The organism is Ruegeria sp. AB11 (genome assembly GCF_056536325.1).
In genome coordinates, this window is record NZ_JBQFJO010000001.1 from 671,744 (window position 1) to 692,381 (window position 20,638).

Below are 20,638 nucleotides of genomic sequence, written 5' to 3' on the forward strand. Positions count from 1 at the left end.
ACCGGTAGCCCCTGCGGGGGCTACCCCACCGCCACCCGAGGCCGTCCGCTGGCCTCGACCGTGACCAACGCCTCGACAAACACCTCCTGCGCCTCAATTTTTGCGGTGCGGATGTCGCACTCGACCGTCACTCGAATATCCTCGGCCCCTGCTTCGCGCACAGCACCTTCGGCCTCTCCACGCAAAGCTGTTTCAAGTACCTTCAGGGCAGCGCTTGAATCCAAGAAATCTTGTGGCCCTTCTTCCAGATGCACCCGATAGCGGCCTTCAGCGGGAGACGTGACAGTGCCTGACCGGCGCAGGGTCATCCGACCAACGACCGCTCCGATAGCATTCGCAACACCAGCGTGTTCAGGCAGGATCATATTGCAATGCAACCGCTCACCTACGGAAGGGTAATAGCTGGGTGCCGAAGCCCCTAGGCCCACCACATCGACATTCAGTGCGGTATCCAGCGCGATCAATCCTCGGTGTTTGGCAAGACCACGATGGGTTAGTACGTGCCGCGCAAGTTCCTGCGGTGAAAGACCAAAACCGTCGATCTCCTCCGCAAAAGCAGTCTCTAACAAAGTCAATGAGGTTTGTTCCGTCAATTGATCAACGATCATCAGCGCCAGTACCTCAGGTGACCTCGCCAGCTTTTCTCCAGATCCAACCCGCTTGCGTGCCATTAGCTCCAGTGCCTTGTGTGCCGCCTTAGCATCCCAGTCGTCCAGACGACCCAGAACATGGCTCGCGTCTGAGGGCGTGACACCGGAAACCTGAACAATCCCACGATCGACCAAACGCGTCAGCGCGCCATGTTCCATCCGTGTCTGCAGCAGTTTACTCAGCGCCTGCACCCCATCGCCCAGCCGGTCCAGCAAGACAGCTTCACGCGGGCCCACGCCTTCAGCCGGGATACCCGCCACCCGCCGCGCAAAACGGGTATCGTGTTCACCCACCGTTGTAGCGCGCAATTGTTCATCCAACTCTGCGTGAACAACCTCTGGTGCTTCGGCAGCGATCAACGAGACCGGAAGCACACGCCGCGGGCCAAGAAAGACACCACCCTGCAATCCTTCGGTCAAAACATGTACTTGGCTGTCCCCACCCAGACCGTGGGTACGCATCGCAACGGCTTCGACCATAGTACGGAAACCGCCAACTTGTGCACCTGCGGGATCAATCGCGGGCTTTCCATCCCGTATCAACGCGACGTCGGTCGTAGTTCCACCGATATCGGAAACCAACGCGTTATCGGCATTCGTCAACCAACGCGCGCCCACAATCGATGCCGCCGGGCCGCTGAGGATCGTCTCGATCGGGCGTTCACGCGCCTGTTCAGCACTCATTAAAGCCCCGTCCCCACGCACGACCATCATAGGCGCTGAAATACCTTGTTCTTTCAGTTGGTCCTGCGCCCGCCCGATCAAACGATCAATCATGCCTATCAATCGCGCGTTGAGAACCGCAGTCACAGCCCGTTTTGGTCCATTCAATTTGGCTGACAAATGGTGCGAGCAGGTCACCGGAATACCGGTTCTTTCCGCAACCACCCGTGCAACTTCAAGCTCATGCGCCGGGTTTCGGGTGGCAAATTGTGCCGCAACCGCGTAGCCAGATATGCCTTCATGAGACTTCAAGAAGGCCTCAAGTGCCTCTGTATCCAACGGCTCTTTCTCACCGCCTGCGTGATTGTGCCCACCGGACAGAACCAACGCCGGGTCTCCTTTCAGCGCATCCCGCAACCCATGTTTTTCCAGATCACTTTCCCGAAACCCGACATAAATCAGCGCGATACGCCCACCCTGGCCTTCGACCAGCGCATTGGTGGCCAGAGTCGTCGAAAGCGATGCCAATCCGATCTGATCTGGCGCGATCTCAGCTTCTGCAAGCACCGCCGAGATGGCCCGGCCAACCCCAATCGCCAAATCTGCGCGTGTGGTCAGAGACTTAGCCGAGGCAATCACCTCACGCTCATCCCGAACCAGCACCGCATCTGTATAGGTTCCGCCCGTATCCACACCCAAAGCCAGCGCCATCGGGTCCTCCATCTGTTCGCCAGAATCGGGTGTAGCGTTTTCCTACGGCGCGTCCAGCCTGTTTACGACAACCTAGACGCCGCCCAGCGCGCAGCATCAGCCACCGTCGGATCAGGATCATCGGTCAGCGCCTGAGCAACCCGCAGCAACGCCGGTACCGCCGAGTTCCCAATCGCATAAAGCACATTCCGCACAAACCGGTCCCGCCCGATCCGCTTGATCGGTGAGCCCGAAAACATCGCTCTGAAAGCCGTGTCATCCAACGTCGCCAACTCTGCCAAGGACGGCGCCTTCAATTCCTCACGCGCTGCATATCTGATATCGCTGGCAGCGACTGCGAACTTGTTCCAGGGGCAGGCTGCAAGACAATCATCGCAGCCATATATCCGGTTCCCCATTAGCCCACGCAATTCTTCATCCACCGGCCCCTTATGCTCGATGGTTAGATACGAAATACAACGACGCGCATCCAGTTGATACGGCGCTGGAAAAGCGTTTGATGGACATGCATTCAAACAAGCCCTGCACGACCCGCAATGGTCGACCTCAGCCACGTCCGAAGGCAGGTCCAATGTCGTGAATACAGACCCTAAGAAGGCCCAATTGCCCCAATCTTGGCTTACCAGATTGGTGTGTTTACCCTGCCAACCTAACCCAGCTGCCTCTCCCAAAGATTTCTCAGGCACTGGCGCCGTGTCGACAAACACCTTCACTTCACCCCCGCCCTCAGTAATCAGCCAGCGCGCCAATCGCTTCAGGCGTTTCTTGACCAGATCATGATAATCCTTGTTCTGTGCATAAACCGAAATTGCACCCAATTCGGGATACGACAGCACTTCTGCAGGATCATGCTCAGGCGTATAACTCTCGGCCAGCATGACCACAGATCGCGCCTCGGGCCAGAGCGCTGACGGATCCCCGCGCCAATGGCTTCGCTCCGCCATCCACCCCATCTGACCATGATATCCGGCCTGCAGAAATGCCTCCAACCGCTCTGGCACCTGCGGCACGTCCCAAGGACGGCAAACCCGGCAGGCCACAAACCCCTCGGCAAGGGCCTGCTCCACCAATCGTGCCTTCAATTCCGATACGTTCTTCATCTGGCCCTAATTTTCCTCGGGGGTGAATTGGCCCAATGGGCCAAGAGGGGGCAGACAGCCCCCTTCCCCAACCTATCAGAAATCCAGATCAGCGTAATGAGGCGGTGGCCGGAATCCAGGCACCTGATCCGCCAGAATCGAGCGAAATGCTGGGCGAGACTTGATCTTCGCATACCAGTCCTTCACCGCAGCGCTCCGGTTCCAATCCACGTCCGAGATATAGTCCAGCGCCGACAGATGCGCCGCAGCAGCAAAATCGGCCAATGTCATCTGATCTCCGGCCAGCCAGCGACGGTGATCCAGCAGCCAGGCCATGTAATCCAAATGATACTTGATCGCTTTTGCACCTTCCTTGACGTTCTTGCTGTCCGGATAACCCTGCCCAGTGACCTTCTTGTTCACCCGTTCATAAAGCAGTTTTGAGGTTACCTCGTGATGAAACTTGTCATCGAACCAGCCAACAAGACGCCTGACTTCATAACGCGCCTCGGGCTTTTTAGGCATTAGGGGCGGCTCGGGACGAGTCTCTTCGATATATTCACAGATCGCGGCACTTTCGGCCATGATCTGACCATCCAATCGCAACACGGGGACCTTGCCCGCCGGATTGCGGCGCAAAAAGTCCGGGTCTTGTTCCCAATATCGTTCTTCGACCAGCTCAACCTCGATCTTCTTTTCAGCCAGGGATAAGCGGACTTTGCGGCAGTAGGGAGAGAGGGGAACGTGAAACAGACGCGCCATGAGCTTCCAATCGAACCAGAGAATACCCCTCAGCTTTAGCCTCTGACCGGCTTGAGATTCAATCCTCGAAACACTTGGCGCGTCCATCTGCGCGGATGGTGGCCGCTCCATCCAGGATCGATGCTGCACGCCTGCGGGTTCGAACCGAAGGATCGGTAACTGATCTGTTTCGCGGCGAGGGCAGAATTGCTGCAATACGCGCGGCTTGGACCGGCGACATCTTTGCCGCACTCACCCCATAGTATTTCTGTGCCGCCGCTTCGACACCAAACACACCGGTCCCGGTTTCGGCGACGTTCAGATAGACCTCTAGAATGCGCTGCTTGCTCCAGACCATTTCGACAACCGGGGTTATCGAAGTCTCAAGGGCCTTGCGCACCCAACTGCGCCCTTGCCAAAGGAAGACATTCTTCACCACTTGCTGCGTTATGGTCGATGCGCCTCGATTGCCCCCATCTTCCAACGCGTCCCGAATGGCCTCAACATCGAAACCCCAATGCAGGCAAAAATTCGCATCTTCAGCAGCCACTGCAGATCGGGACATGACGGGTGAAATTTCTTCGATGGCGACCCAATCACGGTCAACCTTTCCCAACCGGCGCCATTCCGACCAGATCGTATGTGTGATCGGAGGGTTCACGACCGAATAAACCAGGATCAACGTAAAAAACGCGACAGCAATACCTAAGACGATTCGCAGCCCCCACCGCCGCATCCGCGCGATGAGGCCTTGCGAATTCTTTGAGCCTGATGCCTTTTTATTCTTACCGCGTGACTTGCGCGCTGCTTTCTTTGCCATGCTTTGCTATACGCCGCAGAGGACGCATTTGAAACGGATTAATTCGACAACATTTGCCCGTCCCGCGGACGAACAACCGGGCGCGCCGTATTGACTGATGCAGCACCGCGCACACTCAGCTCAGGGAACAGCGCCAGAACTTCACCTTGTGTTCGTTGCTCGGCCTGGGTCAGCGCATGTCCCGGATAGTAACTTTCGCTTTTGGCCCCGTTGGCGAACACGATCTCATGCCGACGGAACAAGAGATGGATATAGTCGACCTCGCCCCCTTCCACCCGTGTCACAGTATCACCGTTCACAAGACAATGCGCTGCGATCAGAACTTCATCGTGTCCAAACAGGTATTGCGCACGCCAATCGTCAATAAGCATTCGGTGTTGAGGAGAAACAACCAGCGGCTCGACAAGGCCAAACATCCCGGCCTCAAACCGAACCGGTGCCAGATTACCCTTTGCCGCTACGGTCGTCCGGCCAACCCAAAGCACCGGTTCTGCACCGCTATCTGCTGTTGTAACAAGATCTCCGGGTTTCAGGTCTTCAGCCAGACGCGGCCCATCTGGCGTATCGATCAGTGTTCCAGGCGTGAAACAAGGTGGGCCAAGTTCGCCTGGGACAATCAGGGGGCCTTCAACATTCACAAAAGTCGTCGATACCAGCGTACCTGCCTGAAGAACCTGACCGTCTGTAGGTGTGAAAACCCGCGTGACGCCGTCCGAAAGATAGAATGTAATACCCACATAGGTGACGTCTCCGACACCGGGAACATTTATCGTCACGGTGTCTCCGGGCCAGGAATCTGACACCGTTTGCCCGGCGACAGTGTCACCACCAAAGTCCTCAATCTCGCCATTTTCGTCCTGATCAACCAGATCAAATGTATCGACCGTGATCGCGGATCCGACGGGGGGTGGGTTTGCCGGATCGAAGGAATAAAACTGGTCTGTATAGGTTATCGGCACACCAAAACTCCGCCTCTTTCACATGATTGATTTAGGATCATGCCCGCATTTCCCGAATAAACAATGACCAAAGCTAGGCGTTCGGGACCGAATTGCACAAGAATTAGAAGCCCTGCGCATATGCAAAAGAGAACCCGGCGTGTTGGATTCGACACGCCGGGTAAACCGTTTTCGATATCGCAGATCCTATTCTGCAGGAACCGCTGCGACTTCGGTGGTCAGGGGATGGCTTAGCTTGTTCAGCATCTCCTTGGGGCAGACCTGCAGGAAATGCGTCTTTTCCACTTCCCAGTGCTGCAAAATGTCTGCAGCCTTGCGGCTATTGGTTTCGTCGACATGGCGTTGGATCAGCGTTTTCAGTTGATCCAACCAATGCTCTACCGTGACTGGACAGGTGACCAGGGTCTCGTTGTTCAACAGCGCTTCGGCCTTGCCCTCGGGATTGTACAGATAGGCCATGCCGCCTGTCATCCCCGCGCCAAAGTTCGCTCCAATGTCACCCAGGATTACCGCAACACCGCCGGTCATGTATTCACACCCGTTCGAGCCACAGCCTTCGACCACAACGGTTGCGCCCGAGTTCCGAACCGCGAACCGCTCACCCGCGCGACCCGCCGCGAACAGATGTCCGTCGGTCGCACCATACAGGACGGTATTGCCAACGATGGTGTTGTCATCCGCCTTCAACGGGCTGACCTGCGGTGGACGCACGACGATTGTGCCACCCGAAAGGCCTTTGCCTACATAATCATTGGCATCACCTGAGACTTCCAGCTTCAATCCCGGAGCAGCAAAGGCCCCAAGCGATTGACCGGCCGAACCTTGCAGTTTGACATGCAAGTGGTCGTCCTGGAACGTGTTCCGCATCCCAAAGTTCTGGACGATATGGCTGGAGACACGTGTTCCCACGGTCCGGTGCGTATTCTGGACGGCGTATGACAGCTGCATCTTTTCACCGTCTTTCAAGAACCGGGCGGCATCGCGCACGATCTCAGCATCCAGCGTATCAGGCACCGCATTGCGATCCTTGTCGCGGTTGTACACGATGTTATGTGCTCCATCGACGGTGATCAGCAGCGGATTGAGGTCCAGATCGTCCAGATGCGCAGAGCCCCGGCTTACCTGAGCCAGCAGGTCTGCGCGACCTATAATCTCATCAACCGAACGCGCCCCTAGGCTGGCCAGAAGTTCACGCACTTCTTGCGCATAGAAGGTGATCAGGTTTACGACCTTGTCCGCGTTGCCCGTGAACTTTGCACGCAGGGATTCGTCTTGCGTACAGACACCCACAGGGCATGTGTTCGACTGGCACTGACGTACCATGATACAGCCCATCGCGATCAATGCAGCGGTGCCGATACCGTATTCCTCGGCCCCCATCATCGCGGCCATGACGATGTCACGCCCGGTGCGCAGGCCCCCGTCAGTGCGAAGGGTCACGCGGTCGCGCAGGTTGTTCATGGCCAAAACCTGGTGCGCCTCGGTCAGGCCCATTTCCCATGGCAGACCAGCATATTTGATTGATGTCGCGGGCGAGGCACCTGTACCGCCATTGTGGCCCGAAATAAGGATTATATCCGCTTTCGCCTTGGCCACACCGGCAGCAATTGTGCCAACGCCCGACGACGCAACAAGCTTCACCGTCACCTTACAACGCGGGTTGATCTGCTTGAGGTCATAGATCAGCTGCGCCAGATCCTCGATCGAGTAGATGTCGTGGTGCGGCGGCGGTGAGATCAGTGTCACACCCTTAGTCGAGTGCCGCAGACGCGCGATCAGGTCGGTGACCTTCATACCCGGAAGCTGACCACCCTCACCCGGCTTCGCACCCTGAGCGACCTTGATCTCAAGCTCTTCACATTGGTTCAGATACTCGGCGGTCACGCCAAACCGCCCCGAAGCCACCTGTTTGATCTTGGCCGAGGGGTTATCGCCATTGGGCTCCGGCACGAAGTGTGCAGGGTCTTCACCGCCCTCACCCGAGTCGGATTTCGCACCGATCCGGTTCATCGCCACATTCAGCGTCTTATGCGCCTCTGGTGACAGCGCCCCCAGCGACATACCTGGGGTGACAAAACGCTTGCGGATCGATGTGATCGACTCGACCTCTTCAATTGGCACCGGCTTGCCCAGCGGTTTGAAGTCCATCAGGTCGCGCAAATGGATCGGCGGGTTCGACTGCATCTTGGCCGAGTACTGCTTCCACAGCTCATATGAGGCTCTATTACAGGCCATTTGCATCATGTGCATCGAGGTCGCTTCCCACGCATGGGTCTCACCCGATTTACGCGCCTTGTAGAAACCACCGATGGGCAGCACGTCCAGGCCGCTTGCCCAGCCCTTGGCGTGAATCTCTTCGACCTTGACTCGAATGCCGTGGATACCAATGCCGGAAATCCGGCTCGTCATGCCGGGGAAATACTCGGCCACCATGGCGCGGCTCAGGCCGACGGCCTCGAAATTCAGGCCGCCGCGATAAGAAGACACGACAGAAATACCCATCTTTGCCATGATCTTGAGCAGGCCCTGATCGATGGCTTCGCGATATCGCGCCACATTCTCGGTCAAGGTGCCATCCAACAGGCCCCGTTCGATCCGGTCTGCCAGAGAATCCTCGGCCAGATATGCGTTCACAACGGTTGCACCGCACCCGATCAGCACCGCGAAATAGTGCGGATCGACGCATTCTGCCGACCGCACGTTGAGCGAGCAGAAGGTCCGTAGCCCCTGCCGTGTCAGATGACTGTGTACGGCGCTGGTGGCCAGAATCATCGGCATCGCCACCTTGTCTGGCCCGGAATGCTGATCGGTCAGCACGAGATGTCCTGCACCCGAACGCACCGCTTCTTCCGCCTCGGCGCGGATGCGGGCCAGAGCCAAGTCCAACTGACCCTCACCCGGGGCAAAACTGCAATCAATCTCGGCCAAAGGAGAGTTGAACTGCCCGACCAGCAACTCCCATTGCGCATTGCCGACAAAGGGGCTTTCCAGAACCACAATCTCAGTCTGGCTGCTATCTTCGTCCAGAACGTTCTTCAGGTTACCAAATCTAGTTTTCAGCGACATGACGCGATACTCGCGCAAACTGTCGATTGGCGGGTTTGTTACCTGGCTAAAGTTCTGACGGAAGAAATGGCTGAGCGGGCGATACTGTTTCGACAGAACAGCCGAAGGCGTGTCATCCCCCATCGAAGCAAGCGCTTCTTTGCCATCTTCCGCCATAGGGGCCAGGATCTGTTCGAGGTCTTCAACCGAGTATCCCGCAGCAATCTGGCGCTTACGCAGTTCTTCGCCCGAGAACATGGGCGCTTCGGTTACGCCTGCAAGCGTTGTATCTAGATCGTTGATCTTGCTGACCCAATCGCCAAACGGCAGGGCGCGCGATAGCTTGTCCTTGATCTGGGTGTCACGATACAGCTTGCCTTTTTTCATATCCACGGCCAGCAACTGCCCCGGTCCAAGCGCGCCTTTTTCCTTCACGGACGCCTCGTCAATTGGGACCATCCCGGCCTCGGAACCCGCTATGACCAGACCGTCACCCGTCACGACATATCGCATTGGGCGCAGGCCATTCCGGTCCAGTCCGGCACATACCCAACGTCCGTCGGTCATCGCCAACGCGGCAGGTCCGTCCCACGGTTCCATGACTGAGTTGCAATAGGAATACATGTCGCGCCAAGCCTGAGGCAGTTCGACTGCCTGCTTTGACCAGCTTTCCGGCACCAGCATGGTTTTCGCCATCGGAGCTGAACGTCCAGCGCGCACCAAAACCTCAAACACCGAGTCTAATGCGGCCGAATCCGACGATCCACCTGCGATGATCGGCTTGATATCCTCGGCGTGGTCACCAAAGGTCGCGCTGGCCATGCGAATCTCATGGCTTTTCATCCAATTGACGTTGCCCTTGAGTGTGTTGATTTCACCGTTATGGGCCAGCATACGGAACGGCTGGGCCAGCCACCATTGCGGGAATGTGTTGGTTGAATAGCGCTGATGGTAGATTGCGAACGCGGATTCAAAGCGTTCGTCCATCAGGTCGGGATAAAATACGGCCACCTGCTCGGCCAGCATCATGCCCTTGTAGATGATCGACCGACAAGACAGTGACGCCAGATACAACCCTGAGATCCCCGCGGCAGCTGCGGCCTTTTCGATACGGCGGCGGATTACGTAGAGCTCACGCTCGAAGGTCTCTTCATCCACGCCTTTGGAGTTCGAGATAAGGATTTGTTCAATCTCTGGCCGGGTTGCGTTAGCCTTATCACCTAGACAGGTCACATCGACCGGCACATGCCGCCAGCCGTAGATATAATACCCCATGCGCAGCACTTCGGTTTCGACGATGGTCCGGCAGCTTTCCTGCGCACCAAAATCAGTCCGGGGCAAGAACACCTGACCAACCGCGATGAGTTCGTCCATGTTTGGCTCATGCCCGGTGCGACGGATCTGGTCATAGAAAAACGGAACGGGGATTTGCACATGGATACCAGCTCCGTCACCGGTTTTGCCGTCAGCATCCACAGCCCCCCGGTGCCAGATCGCCTTGAGCGCATCGATCCCGGCGTCAACAACTTTGCGGCTTTTCTTGCCGTCAACAGAAACAACCAGACCCACGCCGCAGGATGAATGTTCCTCTTCTTCGGAATAAAGACCATTCTCAGCCATCCACTGACGTTTGGTTTCTTCGGCCTGCACCCAATCTGCGTCAAACTTGGTCATTGGCTGTCTCCTTCTTCCGTCGGCACTCCAAGGTTTCTGAACCTTCGTGGGCGTTCATTTGGCAACGCCTGTCCGTCGAGTATCTAATATTGTGATTGCAGCAGATGATTTGCCGCCGTTTGTGTCATTCGGCCGCGACGGCAGCTTTGGCGTTGAACCGGTCGATAATCGCGTCAGCACAATCGCGCCCATCGCGGATTGCCCAAACCACAAGCGACGCACCACGCACGATGTCTCCGATCGCGTAAACGCCTTCAATTTCGGTCTCACCAGTCTCGAATGCGGCCTTGATAGTGCCCCACCGAGTCACGGGCAGGTCGGGCTGACCAAACAGAGTGGGTAGGTCTTCGGGTTCAAAACCCAGCGCCTTGATGACAAGATCGGCGTCTTCGACATAATCCGCACCTTCGATCACTTCTGGCGATTGGCGCCCCGATGCGTCGGGCTGACCCAGGCGCATCTTCTGCACCATGACACCTGAAACCTTGTCGTCGCCGGTAAAGCCTTTGGGCGCACTGAGCCATTCAAAGATGACACCTTCTTCCTCGGCATTTTGGGTTTCACGCTGTGACCCCGGCATATTCGCCCGGTCACGGCGATAGAGACATTTGACCGAAGTTGCCCCCTGCCGGATTGACGTCCGTACACAGTCCATCGCGGTATCACCGCCGCCAATGACGACAACTTTCTTACCTTCAGCGTTTAGGCGGCCACTATCAAAATCTTCAACGGCATCTCCAAAACTCTTACGGTTCGAGGCGGTCAGGAAATCGATTGCCTTTTCGATCCCGGTCAGACCGCTGCCCGGCATGGACAGATCCCGGGATTTGTAGACACCTGTCGCAATAATTACCGCATCATGTTTTGCTCGGATTTCTTCGAACTTGGCAGCATCCACATTGCAATTCAGAACAAATTCGACGCCGCCTTCGGCCAGCAAATCATTGCGACGCTGGACAATGTCTTTTTCCAGTTTGAAGCCCGGAATACCATACATCAGCAGACCCCCTGCGCGGTCATAGCGATCATAGACCGTGACCTGGATGCCCGCCTGCCGCAGCATATCGGCCGCGGCCAGTCCGCCGGGGCCGCCACCAATGATGCCAACGCTTTCGCCACGCTCCGCCGCTGGCGCGACGGGCTTCACCCAACCTTTGTCCCAGGCTGTATCGGTTATGTATTTCTCAATCGTACCAATGGTGACCGTCCCGTGACCCGATTGTTCGATTACGCAGTTACCTTCACAAAGTCGGTCCTGCGGGCAAATACGACCACAGATCTCGGGGAACGTGTTGGTCGCCTGGCTGGTAACATAGGCTTCTTCCAGCCGCCCTGTGGCGGTCAGGCGCAGCCAGTCGGGGATATTATTGTGTAATGGGCAATGCGATTGGCAATAAGGCACACCACACTGGCTGCAACGACTCGCTTGCTCGGCCGCTTTTTCGGCTGCAAACTCCGCATAGATTTCATCAAAGTCCTCTTTGCGGTCACCAGCGGCACGCTTTTCAGGCATGACGCGATCGATCTGCACAAATTTCAGCATCGGTTGCTTGGCCACGGGTCAGACTCCATGAATTGGCTTGCTTGGGTCTCTTTAAGGGAAGTCATTGGGGATGAAAAGTCAAACATGCTGACCTATTATTAGAAAATTTCGGCGATTTGGTGTGTTGGGGCGAAATTTGGTCCAGAAAATAGTACCGATTCGGACCTATCTATAAGCTTTCCTTTCTCGCAGCACGCTTATACCCATTGATCACAACAAACAGACCACAACACCGGCAGAACAGATGAGTCTTTTTCACTTGATTCTTGTGGCGATTATCCAAGGCGTCACCGAGTTCTTGCCGGTCTCATCCTCGGGCCATCTGATCCTGCTTCCGGGCCTGTCCGGCGCAAGTGACCAAGGCCTGGCGATCGATGTCGCTGTTCATCTGGGCACGCTTGGTGCCGTGATTCTGTATTTCTGGTCAGATGTGAAGCAGGCGTTGGCCGGTCTGCCAGAAGTTTTGACCGGGCGACTTGATACTCCCAGGGCACAGCTGGCCTTCGGATTAATCGTAGCCACCATTCCAACCGTAATTGTCGGCGCGATTCTGTACCTGTCAGGGCTTCAGCAATCCCTGCGCTCAATCGCGGTCATCGGCTGGACGATGCTGGGATTCGGATTGCTGCTGTACTGGATGGATCAGAAAGGCGCGCAAACCAAACATGCCTCAGATTGGGGCATAAGAGATGCCTTGATAATGGGGCTATGGCAGGTGCTGGCGCTGGTCCCGGGGACCTCACGGTCTGGGATTACCATCACCGGTGCGCGACAACTCGGGTATACACGGGAAGATGGGGCCCGGATTGCGATGCTGATGTCTATTCCAACAATATTAGCTTCGGGAGCTCTTTTGTCAGTTGACGTCATCCAGGATGCTAACTGGGATTTGGCGAAGGACGGAGTCATCGCGGCAGCGTTTGCATTTGTTGCCGCACTGCTGGCGTTGAGCCTGATGATGCGCCTGTTGCGCAGCGTCAGTTTCACACCTTATGTAATCTATCGCGTGATCCTTGGGGCGATCCTGTTAGTTATCGCCTATTCCTGATCAGATACGCAGATTCTTGGCTGAGTTCTGAATATCGTCATATTGACCCGATGGGCGGAATTTCCAGAGATATTCCGGCAATATCGAATCCAGTGTTGCGGGCTCAATCCCAAGATCCACAAACCCCTTGGCATCTTCTGCCACGACGTTATCGCGCCGCAGGTTTCTAACCTGGTCGCGGGTTAGGATATTGTTTGGGAACAACTGAAAACTAACAAACTTTACGATATCCAGTACGCCCGCCATGATTTTGGCAGCGAGGAACGGCATACCTATGATGATCCGACGACGATGGATCACTTCGAGCATCTGCTGCATCAATCCACGAAAGCTCTTAACCTCAGGACCGCCAAGCTCATAAACCCCTGCAGAGGCCTTGCCCAAAACACCCTGAACAGCGGCCTGCGCAACATCATCCACATAGACCGGCTGAAACTTGGTGTCGGCTCCGACAAGAGGCAGGAATGGGCTCATGCGCGTCATTCCTGCAAATCGGTTAAAGAACTGATCCTCGGTCCCGAAGATTATCGAAGGGCGCAGAATAACAGCCCCCGGCATGTGTTGCAGAACATTCGCCTCACCCTGGGCTTTGGTGCGTGCGTATTCGCTATCAGAATCCAGATCGGCGCCGATGGCTGAGATATGAACCATATGATCGACATCGTTCAACGCAGCCAGACGGGCGATCCGTTCGGCCCCGTCGGCCTGCACCGCGTCAAACGCATTTTTGCCCAGCTCATTCAGGACACCGACGCAGTTCACCACAGCATCGACACCATGCATCGCCGAAGCAACCGAAGCATCGTCGCGGATATTGCACAGTATGGGCTCAACTTGCCCGACCGCGCCATACGTCCGCACAAACATCGCCTCATTGGGTCGCCGCACAGCGACACGAACACGCCAGCCTTCGGCTGCCATGCGCCGAGCGATATATCGGCCGACAAAGCCCGATCCACCGAAAATCGTGACCAGTTTGGACATGATGGCGCTCCTGCTGTCTGGTTCTGATCTGATCTACCGCCCAACCGCCCGACGGACAAGGCGCAATAACGCCGCGCATCCGCGAAAATCCAATGCGTGTATCCCCGTCAGGGCGGGACACTAAAAAACTTTCAAAAAACGCCCCGAATCCGGTTGACGCCTACCGCCAGTCGGCTTAAACGCCCCTCCACGACACCTGCCCAGGTGGCGGAATTGGTAGACGCGCTAGCTTCAGGTGCTAGTGTCCGTATGGACGTGGAGGTTCGAGTCCTCTCCTGGGCACCAAATCTTTCCCACATGGATGTTCACAAACACTCAATTTGATTGAGGTTTTGATCATTATTCAGGTGCTCTCCCGAATAAAAGTCACGACTGAAGCCAATGCCGGGCATCTGTAAATATGCTCGTTCCCCGTTTTGAGACGAACCCGCATTGTGAGCGAGTCGGTTGAGCAGCCGGTTGTCATCTCAACCTTTTCAAAGTTGCTTGGTCATTGTCGAAGCTCTGATTGCAGGTAACACAATGAATCCAAGGGTATTTATGCCAAAATGCCCCTGAATTCAGGAGACATTCGCGAGCCCAAATCAACGTCTCGATTTGGCGCTATCCCTCGACCAGCGCCTTAAGGTTCTCAAGCCCGCGCTCATAATCGCCACCGACCCAGTTATCCATCATCAGGCCCATCCAGCGGGACATAGGATTCATTCCCAGCTCAGACACGAAACCCCAGGTCACTTGTGTGCCTGCACCTTCGGATTGCAATGCGAATGTTGCCGTTGCAGTCCCCATCGGGCCAAAGTCGAGGGCGGTTCTGACGGACTGATCGGGGGTGCTTTCGATGATTTCCTGTGATCCAGTGCCCACCTGCGGATTATCTGAGCTCCAGTTCAACGTATTGCCAACCCCAGCATCCGGGCCACTGTAGCTGAGCTTGGTTTCGGGATCACGCGACAGCCACGGCGACCATTTCTCGGTCTCCTGCATCGAATTAACATAGGGGAATATTTTGGCGGCCGGGGCGTCGATCGTGATGCTGCGCGACACCTCGGCTTTACCTGGCAGCAGGTAGGACACCCCAACCAGTGCCAGAATGATAAGAAGAAAGGCGACGAGGATACGTTTAATCAATCTCATAGAAATGGTCCGAATCCAATTGAACTGGATGGACTATATCAAAAAACAGCGCAGAATCAGAGGGCTGATCTGCGCTGTTTAACGTCAAGCAATGAATGACGTGCCTATACCACGACGAATTTCTTTTCCTGCGGATCATAACTCTGCAACCCGCCTTCTCCGATATCGGTCCAGAGCCCATGCAGGCTGAGTGAGCCTTCTTCGACGGCGGAAGATACAAAAGGGAAGGTCATCAGGTTTTCCAGCGAGGCGACCACGGCCTGACGCTCGAATTGCCGGGCTTGTTCGGTGCTGTCTTCGACATCGGCAACCAGATCGTATTTAGGCTTGAGGATATCCATCCAACGTCCGACGAAGCTGTCTTTCGCCTCAAGTTGCGGAGCCTGCCCCTTGCACATGTCGATACAGCCCTGCACGCCGCCACATTGAGAATGACCCAGAACTATCAGATGCGCGACCTTCAGCGCCGTTACCGCATATTCAATGGCCGCGCTGGTGCCGTGGTGATCCCCGTCCGGTGCGTAAGGTGGCACCAGGTTGGCGATGTTACGGTGAATGAAAAACTCACCCTGATCGGCACCGAAGATCGAGGTCACATGCACCCGGCTGTCGCAGCACGAAATGACCATTGCGCGCGGGCGCTGTCCCTCCGTCGCCAATCGCCGATACCAGACCTGATTCTCGGAATAGGTGGTCGCCTTCCAGCCGTGATACCGTTTCACCAGATAGGTCGGCAAAGGTTTGGCAAATTTCATTCTGATGCCCCTGTTGTTTTGACTGGATCGCTCTGTACCCTGAATTCTCACAAAATTCGAGACATTATCCCGCTGCTCCGCAAGGAATTGCAAAGGTATTTCAAAGCAGAATTGTAGCGTGCCGTGGGGGCATATCAACTGGGGTGAATGTGGTGGACAAGATTATCACGCTTGAACAGAAAGAATCCGTGCGTCTGGACCCGGACCGCCTGAACAGCCTGTATCATCAACTTGGTGACAGCAATGCGATGGATGTGCTGTGCAGAACAGTTGAAGAACTCGCTCTGCGCCTGTCCAATTGCGAAAGGTTCTGGCGGAAACGCGATTGGACTGGGCTGCGCAAATGCGCCAAATCATTGGTGGCCATATCCGAACAGATCGGCATGACAGCGTTGGCCCGTGTCGCGGGTGACGTCGTGCATTCGGTTGATGCCGGCGATGCTGTAGCTACCGGCGCCACGCTATGCCGTCTGATCCGGGTTGGCGAGCGTTCGCTGACCGCCATCTGGGATCAGCAGGATCTATCGGTCTGAGAGGGGTTGCGGGGACGCCGGAGACAGATAGTCTGTGCGGAACTTCAACCAGCCGAGGCCCGCATGACCCTGTCCTTTGCCCCCGCTACTGACCCGTCTCTGCCGCTATATGTTCTGCAGCAATCCGAATTGGCGGGCTGGCTGGAAAATCAGCCGGATCACGTGCACTCATGGGTTTCGGCGGATGGTTTTTCTGCCGCACTTGGTCAGACGGTTTTGATACCCGGCCCAGATGGTAAGCCTGAATTTGCCCTTGCGGGATATGGCAGCGCGGCAAAACGAGTGCGCAAACGGTTTCCCTTGGCCGCAGCGGCGGAATCGTTACCAAAAGGAACCTATCGCATAGCCTCGGGCATCCCGGCGAACGTGCTTGAAGCAGAATGCTTTGGCTGGCTGATGACCGGGTACGCGTTTGATCGCTACGCCGCGCAAAGCGCTGCAAATGCTGCGTTGGTTGCACCCGAAGGTGTGGATGCCAAACGGATCGAGATCATGGCAAATGCCGAGGCCTTAATACGGAATTTGGTCAACACTCCCGCTGCGGATATGGGCCCTAAGCAATTGCAGCAAGCCATTGAGGACCTGGCGCAGGAGTTCGATGCAGATGTATCGGTCATCAGTGGCGAGGCGCTGTTGGACCAGAACCTTCCAATGATCCACGCGGTCGGACGCGCAGCGGAACAGGCGCCTCGGCTACTGGAGATGAATTGGGGTGACAGCGGCCCGAAACTGACATTGGTTGGCAAAGGGGTTTGTTTCGATACCGGAGGGCTGAACCTGAAACCAGGTGCCTCGATGGGGTTGATGAAGAAAGATATGGGTGGAGCAGCCAATGTGCTGGGTTTGGCCCGTATGATCATGTCGCTCGGGTTAGAGTTGCAGCTGAGGGTATTGATCCCAGCTGTAGAGAACTCGGTTGCGGGCAACTCTTTCCGTCCCGGTGATATTTTAACTGCGCGAAATGGAATGACCGTAGAAATCAACAACACCGATGCCGAAGGACGGTTGGTTCTGGCCGATGCGCTGGCGCTGGCACATGAGGACGCGCCCAATCTGCTGATATCGATGGCCACGTTAACCGGTGCAGCAAGGGTAGCGTTAGGGCCCGATTTGGCACCGTATTATACCGATGACAACAAGGCAGCCGAAACGCTGGCACGGGCAGCAGAAACTGTCGCAGATCCGGTCTGGCGCATGCCATTCCATGAGCCCTACGAAGCGATGATTGAGCCTGGCATCGCCGACCTCGACAATGCGCCGTCCGGTGGGTTTGCGGGGTCAATCACCGCAGCGCTATTCCTGCGCCGGTTTGCTAACCGCAGCCGCTACATGCATTTTGACATCTATTCCTGGCAACGTAGCAAGGAACCCGGCCGCAGCAAGGGCGGGTTGGCTCAAGGGCCACGTGCCCTTCTGGCGGCCCTTCCGGAGCTTCTTGGCCTATGACCCAAGCGCGTATTATCCGTCCCGTCGTCGATTTGCTACGTCAACCTGATGGCTCGCGCGACCGGCAATTGCTGTTCGGTGACTCTGTGACCATCGAAGAAGAGCTTGATGGCTGGAGCAAGATCAAAGCTAGCAAGGATGGTTATGAGGGATGGCTGCCCACCGATCGGTTGGGCCCAATTGAGCCCCAGACTCACTGGATCGTTGCGGGCTCGACCCACGCATACGAGAAGCCTGACATTAAAAGCCGCGACCTAACCTCATTAAGTTTCGGCAGCAGAATTCGCGTTTTGTCGGAGGAAGACAGATTTATGGAGACCGCACTGGGCTTTATTCCAGCGGTCCACGCTGTCCCTGCCTACTCTCAGCTCGCCGATCCTGTTGCCGCTGCAGAACTGTTTCTTGGTACACCATATCTATGGGGAGGCAATAGCCGGTTCGGACTGGATTGCTCGGGTTTGGTACAGGCTGCCCTGCTGGCCTGCGGCATCCCCTGTCCCGGAGACAGCGGCGATCAGGAACGTGAAGTCGGAGAACTTGTGCCTGCAGGGGAATCTGCGCGACGCGGTGATCTGCTATTCTGGAAGGGCCATGTGGCCTGGGTGGCGGCTGGGAATTTGCTGCTCCACGCCAATGCCTATCACATGGCTGTCGCGCTTGAGCCTATGGATCAGGCGATTGCCCGAATTGCAGCGCAAGGCGATGGGCCAGTTACGGCGCATAAAAGGCTCTAATCAGAGTCAACCGCCCGGATCAATTTGCGTTCCAGAACTCTCAAAACAGAGCGCAGATCGTGCCCACGTTTCAGAATGCGCCCATCCATACCCACCACCGAATACATACCTTGCCGCATTCGCAGGCGGGGGTGTTTTTCCACCCGGTAAATCGGATGTTCGGCAGTTCGCCTGAAAATTGAAAACACGGCTGTCTCGCGTAAATTGGAAATTCCGTAGTCACGCCATTCACCGGCGGCGACCATTCGGCCATAGACAGACAGGATTTGAGACATCTCACGCCGGTCAAACGCGACCGGCATCTGGGCAGAGCCGGACCCGAACCGGCTGGGAGGCTGCATGTTCATAAAACAAGCCTTGCCGGAAATCGTCATTGAATCAAGCCCAGTGCAATCGCGACACGAATTTTTAGAACCGACCGTGTGCTACCTGCGTCCAACCTGACGACAAATCAGGATCACTGGCAACAGCCCCACTGCGAGGATAACCAGTGACGGCACCGCTGCACCTTCCAACCGCTCGTCCGACGCCAGCCGGTAAGCCTGTACCGCCAATGTGTCGAAGTTAAAGGGCCGCATGATAAGAGTTGCGGGCAATTCTTTCATGACATCGACAAAGACGATCAGCAACGCCGTTAATAGCGAAGGGGTCAGGATCGGCAAATGCACCCGGCGCAATGTGCCCAGCGGTGTCTGCCCCAGCGATCGCGCGGCAGCGTCCATATTCGAGTGCACTGTACTTTGGCCACCTTCATATGCGCTGAGCGCAGCGGCAAGGAAGCGCACCATATAGGCCGCGACCAGCAACCAGATCGAACCTGTAACCAGCAGTCCCGTTGAAACATCAAAGGTTTTACGCATCCAGGCATCCAGCGCATTGTCTAGCCCGGCAAAGGGTACGATCAGCCCGACAGCGATCACTCCACCGGGCACCGCATAACCCAGCCGCGCCAGATAAGCCGCCGTGGCAGAACCACGCCCGGGTCTGAGGCGCTGATAGAACCCGACCGAGATGGCGGCGCAAACAGTGATTACGGCTGCAGTTCCGGCCAGCGTTAGCGAATTTTGAATGAACCCAACATATCTGCGTGACAGAAGGTTTTGTTCGGATTCCAGACCCATCTGCACCAGGATCACAACAGGCAGAAGAAATCCGAACAGAACCGGAATTGCGCAGAGCAAAAAAGCGGCAAACGCCCTTGTGCCCTTCAGATTCGCGGCAGGTTGGGCAGCATGTTGTTTGCCGGTTTGGTAGTATTTGGCCTTACCACGCTGTGTCCGTTCAGCCATAGCCATCACGAGTGCAAATCCCAAAAGGCACAAAGCAAGCTGAGCTGCAGCGGCACGGTCGGCCATGGAAAACCAGCTTGTGTAGATCCCGGTGGCAAATGTCTGGACACCGAAATAGGCGACGGTTCCAAAATCGGCGATGGTCTCCATCACAGCCAACAGCACTCCCCCCGCAATGGCGGGACGTGCCATAGGTAGGGAAACTCGCCAGAAGGCGGGCCAGGGTCCGTTCCCCAAGGCGCGGGCGGCCAAAAAGGCGGTGGCACTTTGCTGCAAAAACGCGGCCCGTGCCAGCAGATAGACATAAGGATAGAGCACAAGGATCAACATCACCGCCGCGCCCTCGGTCGAACGAATTTCGGGGAACCAATAGTCGCGCGGCCCCCAGCCCGTCACTTCGCGCAGTGTGGATTGCACGATACCAGGGTGGTCAAGGATGAAGGTATAGGCATAGGCCAGAACGTAGGCCGGGAAGGCCAACGGCAGCACCAATGCAATTTCGAGAAATCTCACCCCCGGGAAACGGGTCATGGTGACCAGCCAGGCCGCCCCAACCCCGATTGAAAATGTTCCCGCTGCAACCAGCGCAACAAGGATGATCGTTGTCAGAACATAACTGGGTAGTACAGTCTCTAACAAGTGTGAAACGGTGTCCGTTCCGCCGGTCACCGCTGCCAGAACCACGGCCACCATCGGCAACAGACAAGCTGCTGCTACAATACAGGCGATAGCTCCCACGAAACGCGTGCCCAACGCGCCGCGATTGCGTGTTCCGTGTTCTGAATATTCGATTTCGGCCATGATGCCTGACTGAGAATCCCGAAGGTTCC

The 20,638-nt window shown here is 56.3% G+C and carries 16 protein-coding genes and 1 tRNA gene; 5 read left to right on the forward strand and 12 right to left on the reverse strand.

The window, feature by feature from the left end; genetic code table 11:
* Positions 1-20: 20 nt before the first annotated feature.
* From ACR3EJ_RS03520 to ACR3EJ_RS03550, 7 genes are all read right to left on the reverse strand, one after another.
* On the reverse strand, positions 21-2,024 hold the full coding sequence (locus ACR3EJ_RS03520) for a hydantoinase/oxoprolinase family protein (protein WP_170542637.1): 2,004 nt from the start codon (positions 2,022-2,024) through the stop codon (positions 21-23).
* A 62-nt stretch (positions 2,025-2,086) separates the two neighbouring features.
* Positions 2,087-3,124, reverse strand: a complete 1,038-nt coding sequence (queG, locus tag ACR3EJ_RS03525; RefSeq protein ID WP_170542636.1) for a tRNA epoxyqueuosine(34) reductase QueG — start codon at positions 3,122-3,124, stop codon at positions 2,087-2,089.
* Positions 3,125-3,199: 75 nt separating this feature from the next.
* The gene (gene fzlA / locus ACR3EJ_RS03530) at positions 3,200-3,865 is read right to left on the reverse strand and encodes an FtsZ-binding protein FzlA (protein ID WP_170470958.1); all 666 of its coding nucleotides are present in this window, start codon (positions 3,863-3,865) and stop codon (positions 3,200-3,202) included.
* 58 nt (positions 3,866-3,923) lie between these two features.
* Positions 3,924-4,664, reverse strand: coding sequence for a monofunctional biosynthetic peptidoglycan transglycosylase (mtgA, locus tag ACR3EJ_RS03535; protein ID WP_170542634.1), 741 nt, complete (start codon positions 4,662-4,664; stop codon positions 3,924-3,926).
* A 38-nt stretch (positions 4,665-4,702) separates the two neighbouring features.
* Positions 4,703-5,623 (reverse strand): Hint domain-containing protein, encoded by a 921-nt coding sequence (locus tag ACR3EJ_RS03540; RefSeq protein ID WP_170542632.1) that lies wholly within the window; start codon positions 5,621-5,623, stop codon positions 4,703-4,705.
* Between the two features lie 186 nt (positions 5,624-5,809).
* Positions 5,810-10,342, reverse strand: a complete 4,533-nt coding sequence (gene gltB, locus ACR3EJ_RS03545; RefSeq protein WP_170542630.1) for a glutamate synthase large subunit — start codon at positions 10,340-10,342, stop codon at positions 5,810-5,812.
* 124 nt (positions 10,343-10,466) lie between these two features.
* Positions 10,467-11,900 (reverse strand): NAD(P)-dependent oxidoreductase, encoded by a 1,434-nt coding sequence (locus ACR3EJ_RS03550; protein WP_170542628.1) that lies wholly within the window; start codon positions 11,898-11,900, stop codon positions 10,467-10,469.
* A gap of 229 nt (positions 11,901-12,129) precedes the next feature.
* On the opposite strand from ACR3EJ_RS03550, the gene ACR3EJ_RS03555 reads away from it, so the two are divergent.
* Entirely contained in the window at positions 12,130-12,933 is an 804-nt protein-coding gene (locus ACR3EJ_RS03555; protein WP_170542626.1) for an undecaprenyl-diphosphate phosphatase, read from the forward strand.
* On the opposite strand, the gene ACR3EJ_RS03560 is transcribed toward ACR3EJ_RS03555, so the two are convergent.
* Positions 12,934-13,917, reverse strand: a complete 984-nt coding sequence (locus ACR3EJ_RS03560; protein ID WP_170542624.1) for a complex I NDUFA9 subunit family protein — start codon at positions 13,915-13,917, stop codon at positions 12,934-12,936.
* 198 nt (positions 13,918-14,115) lie between these two features.
* Here ACR3EJ_RS03560 and ACR3EJ_RS03565 point away from each other — a divergent pair.
* Positions 14,116-14,202, forward strand: a tRNA-Leu gene (locus ACR3EJ_RS03565).
* Between the two features lie 318 nt (positions 14,203-14,520).
* On the opposite strand, the gene ACR3EJ_RS03570 is transcribed toward ACR3EJ_RS03565, so the two are convergent.
* Together ACR3EJ_RS03570 and ACR3EJ_RS03575 are read right to left on the reverse strand one after the other, a co-directional pair.
* A complete protein-coding gene (locus tag ACR3EJ_RS03570; RefSeq protein ID WP_170542622.1) occupies positions 14,521-15,051 on the reverse strand; it encodes an SRPBCC family protein in 531 nt (176 codons plus the stop codon).
* 104 nt (positions 15,052-15,155) lie between these two features.
* Positions 15,156-15,806 carry a carbonic anhydrase gene (locus ACR3EJ_RS03575; RefSeq protein WP_170542620.1) on the reverse strand — a complete coding sequence of 217 codons (651 nt, stop codon included), beginning with the start codon at positions 15,804-15,806 and terminating at the stop codon, positions 15,156-15,158.
* A gap of 143 nt (positions 15,807-15,949) precedes the next feature.
* On the opposite strand from ACR3EJ_RS03575, the gene ACR3EJ_RS03580 reads away from it, so the two are divergent.
* The 3 genes from ACR3EJ_RS03580 (at position 15,950) to ACR3EJ_RS03590 (ending at position 18,519) form a co-directional block, all read left to right on the forward strand.
* Positions 15,950-16,339: a hypothetical protein gene (locus ACR3EJ_RS03580; RefSeq protein ID WP_170542618.1), complete on the forward strand. Its 390-nt coding sequence runs from the start codon at positions 15,950-15,952 to the stop codon at positions 16,337-16,339.
* Positions 16,340-16,402: 63 nt separating this feature from the next.
* Complete coding sequence (locus ACR3EJ_RS03585; RefSeq protein WP_480422668.1) at positions 16,403-17,785, forward strand: leucyl aminopeptidase family protein; 1,383 nt, start codon at positions 16,403-16,405, stop codon at positions 17,783-17,785.
* On the forward strand, positions 17,782-18,519 hold the full coding sequence (locus ACR3EJ_RS03590) for a C40 family peptidase (RefSeq protein WP_170542614.1): 738 nt from the start codon (positions 17,782-17,784) through the stop codon (positions 18,517-18,519). Before ACR3EJ_RS03585 ends, ACR3EJ_RS03590 begins: the two co-directional genes overlap by 4 nt.
* Here ACR3EJ_RS03590 and ACR3EJ_RS03595 read toward each other — a convergent pair.
* Positions 18,516-18,866 carry a DUF2794 domain-containing protein gene (locus ACR3EJ_RS03595; RefSeq protein ID WP_010442919.1) on the reverse strand — a complete coding sequence of 117 codons (351 nt, stop codon included), beginning with the start codon at positions 18,864-18,866 and terminating at the stop codon, positions 18,516-18,518. The two genes, ACR3EJ_RS03590 and ACR3EJ_RS03595, sit on opposite strands and share 4 nt — an antisense overlap.
* A gap of 78 nt (positions 18,867-18,944) precedes the next feature.
* A complete protein-coding gene (locus ACR3EJ_RS03600; RefSeq protein ID WP_480422671.1) occupies positions 18,945-20,609 on the reverse strand; it encodes an ABC transporter permease in 1,665 nt (554 codons plus the stop codon).
* Between the last annotated feature and the right edge of the window lie 29 nt (positions 20,610-20,638).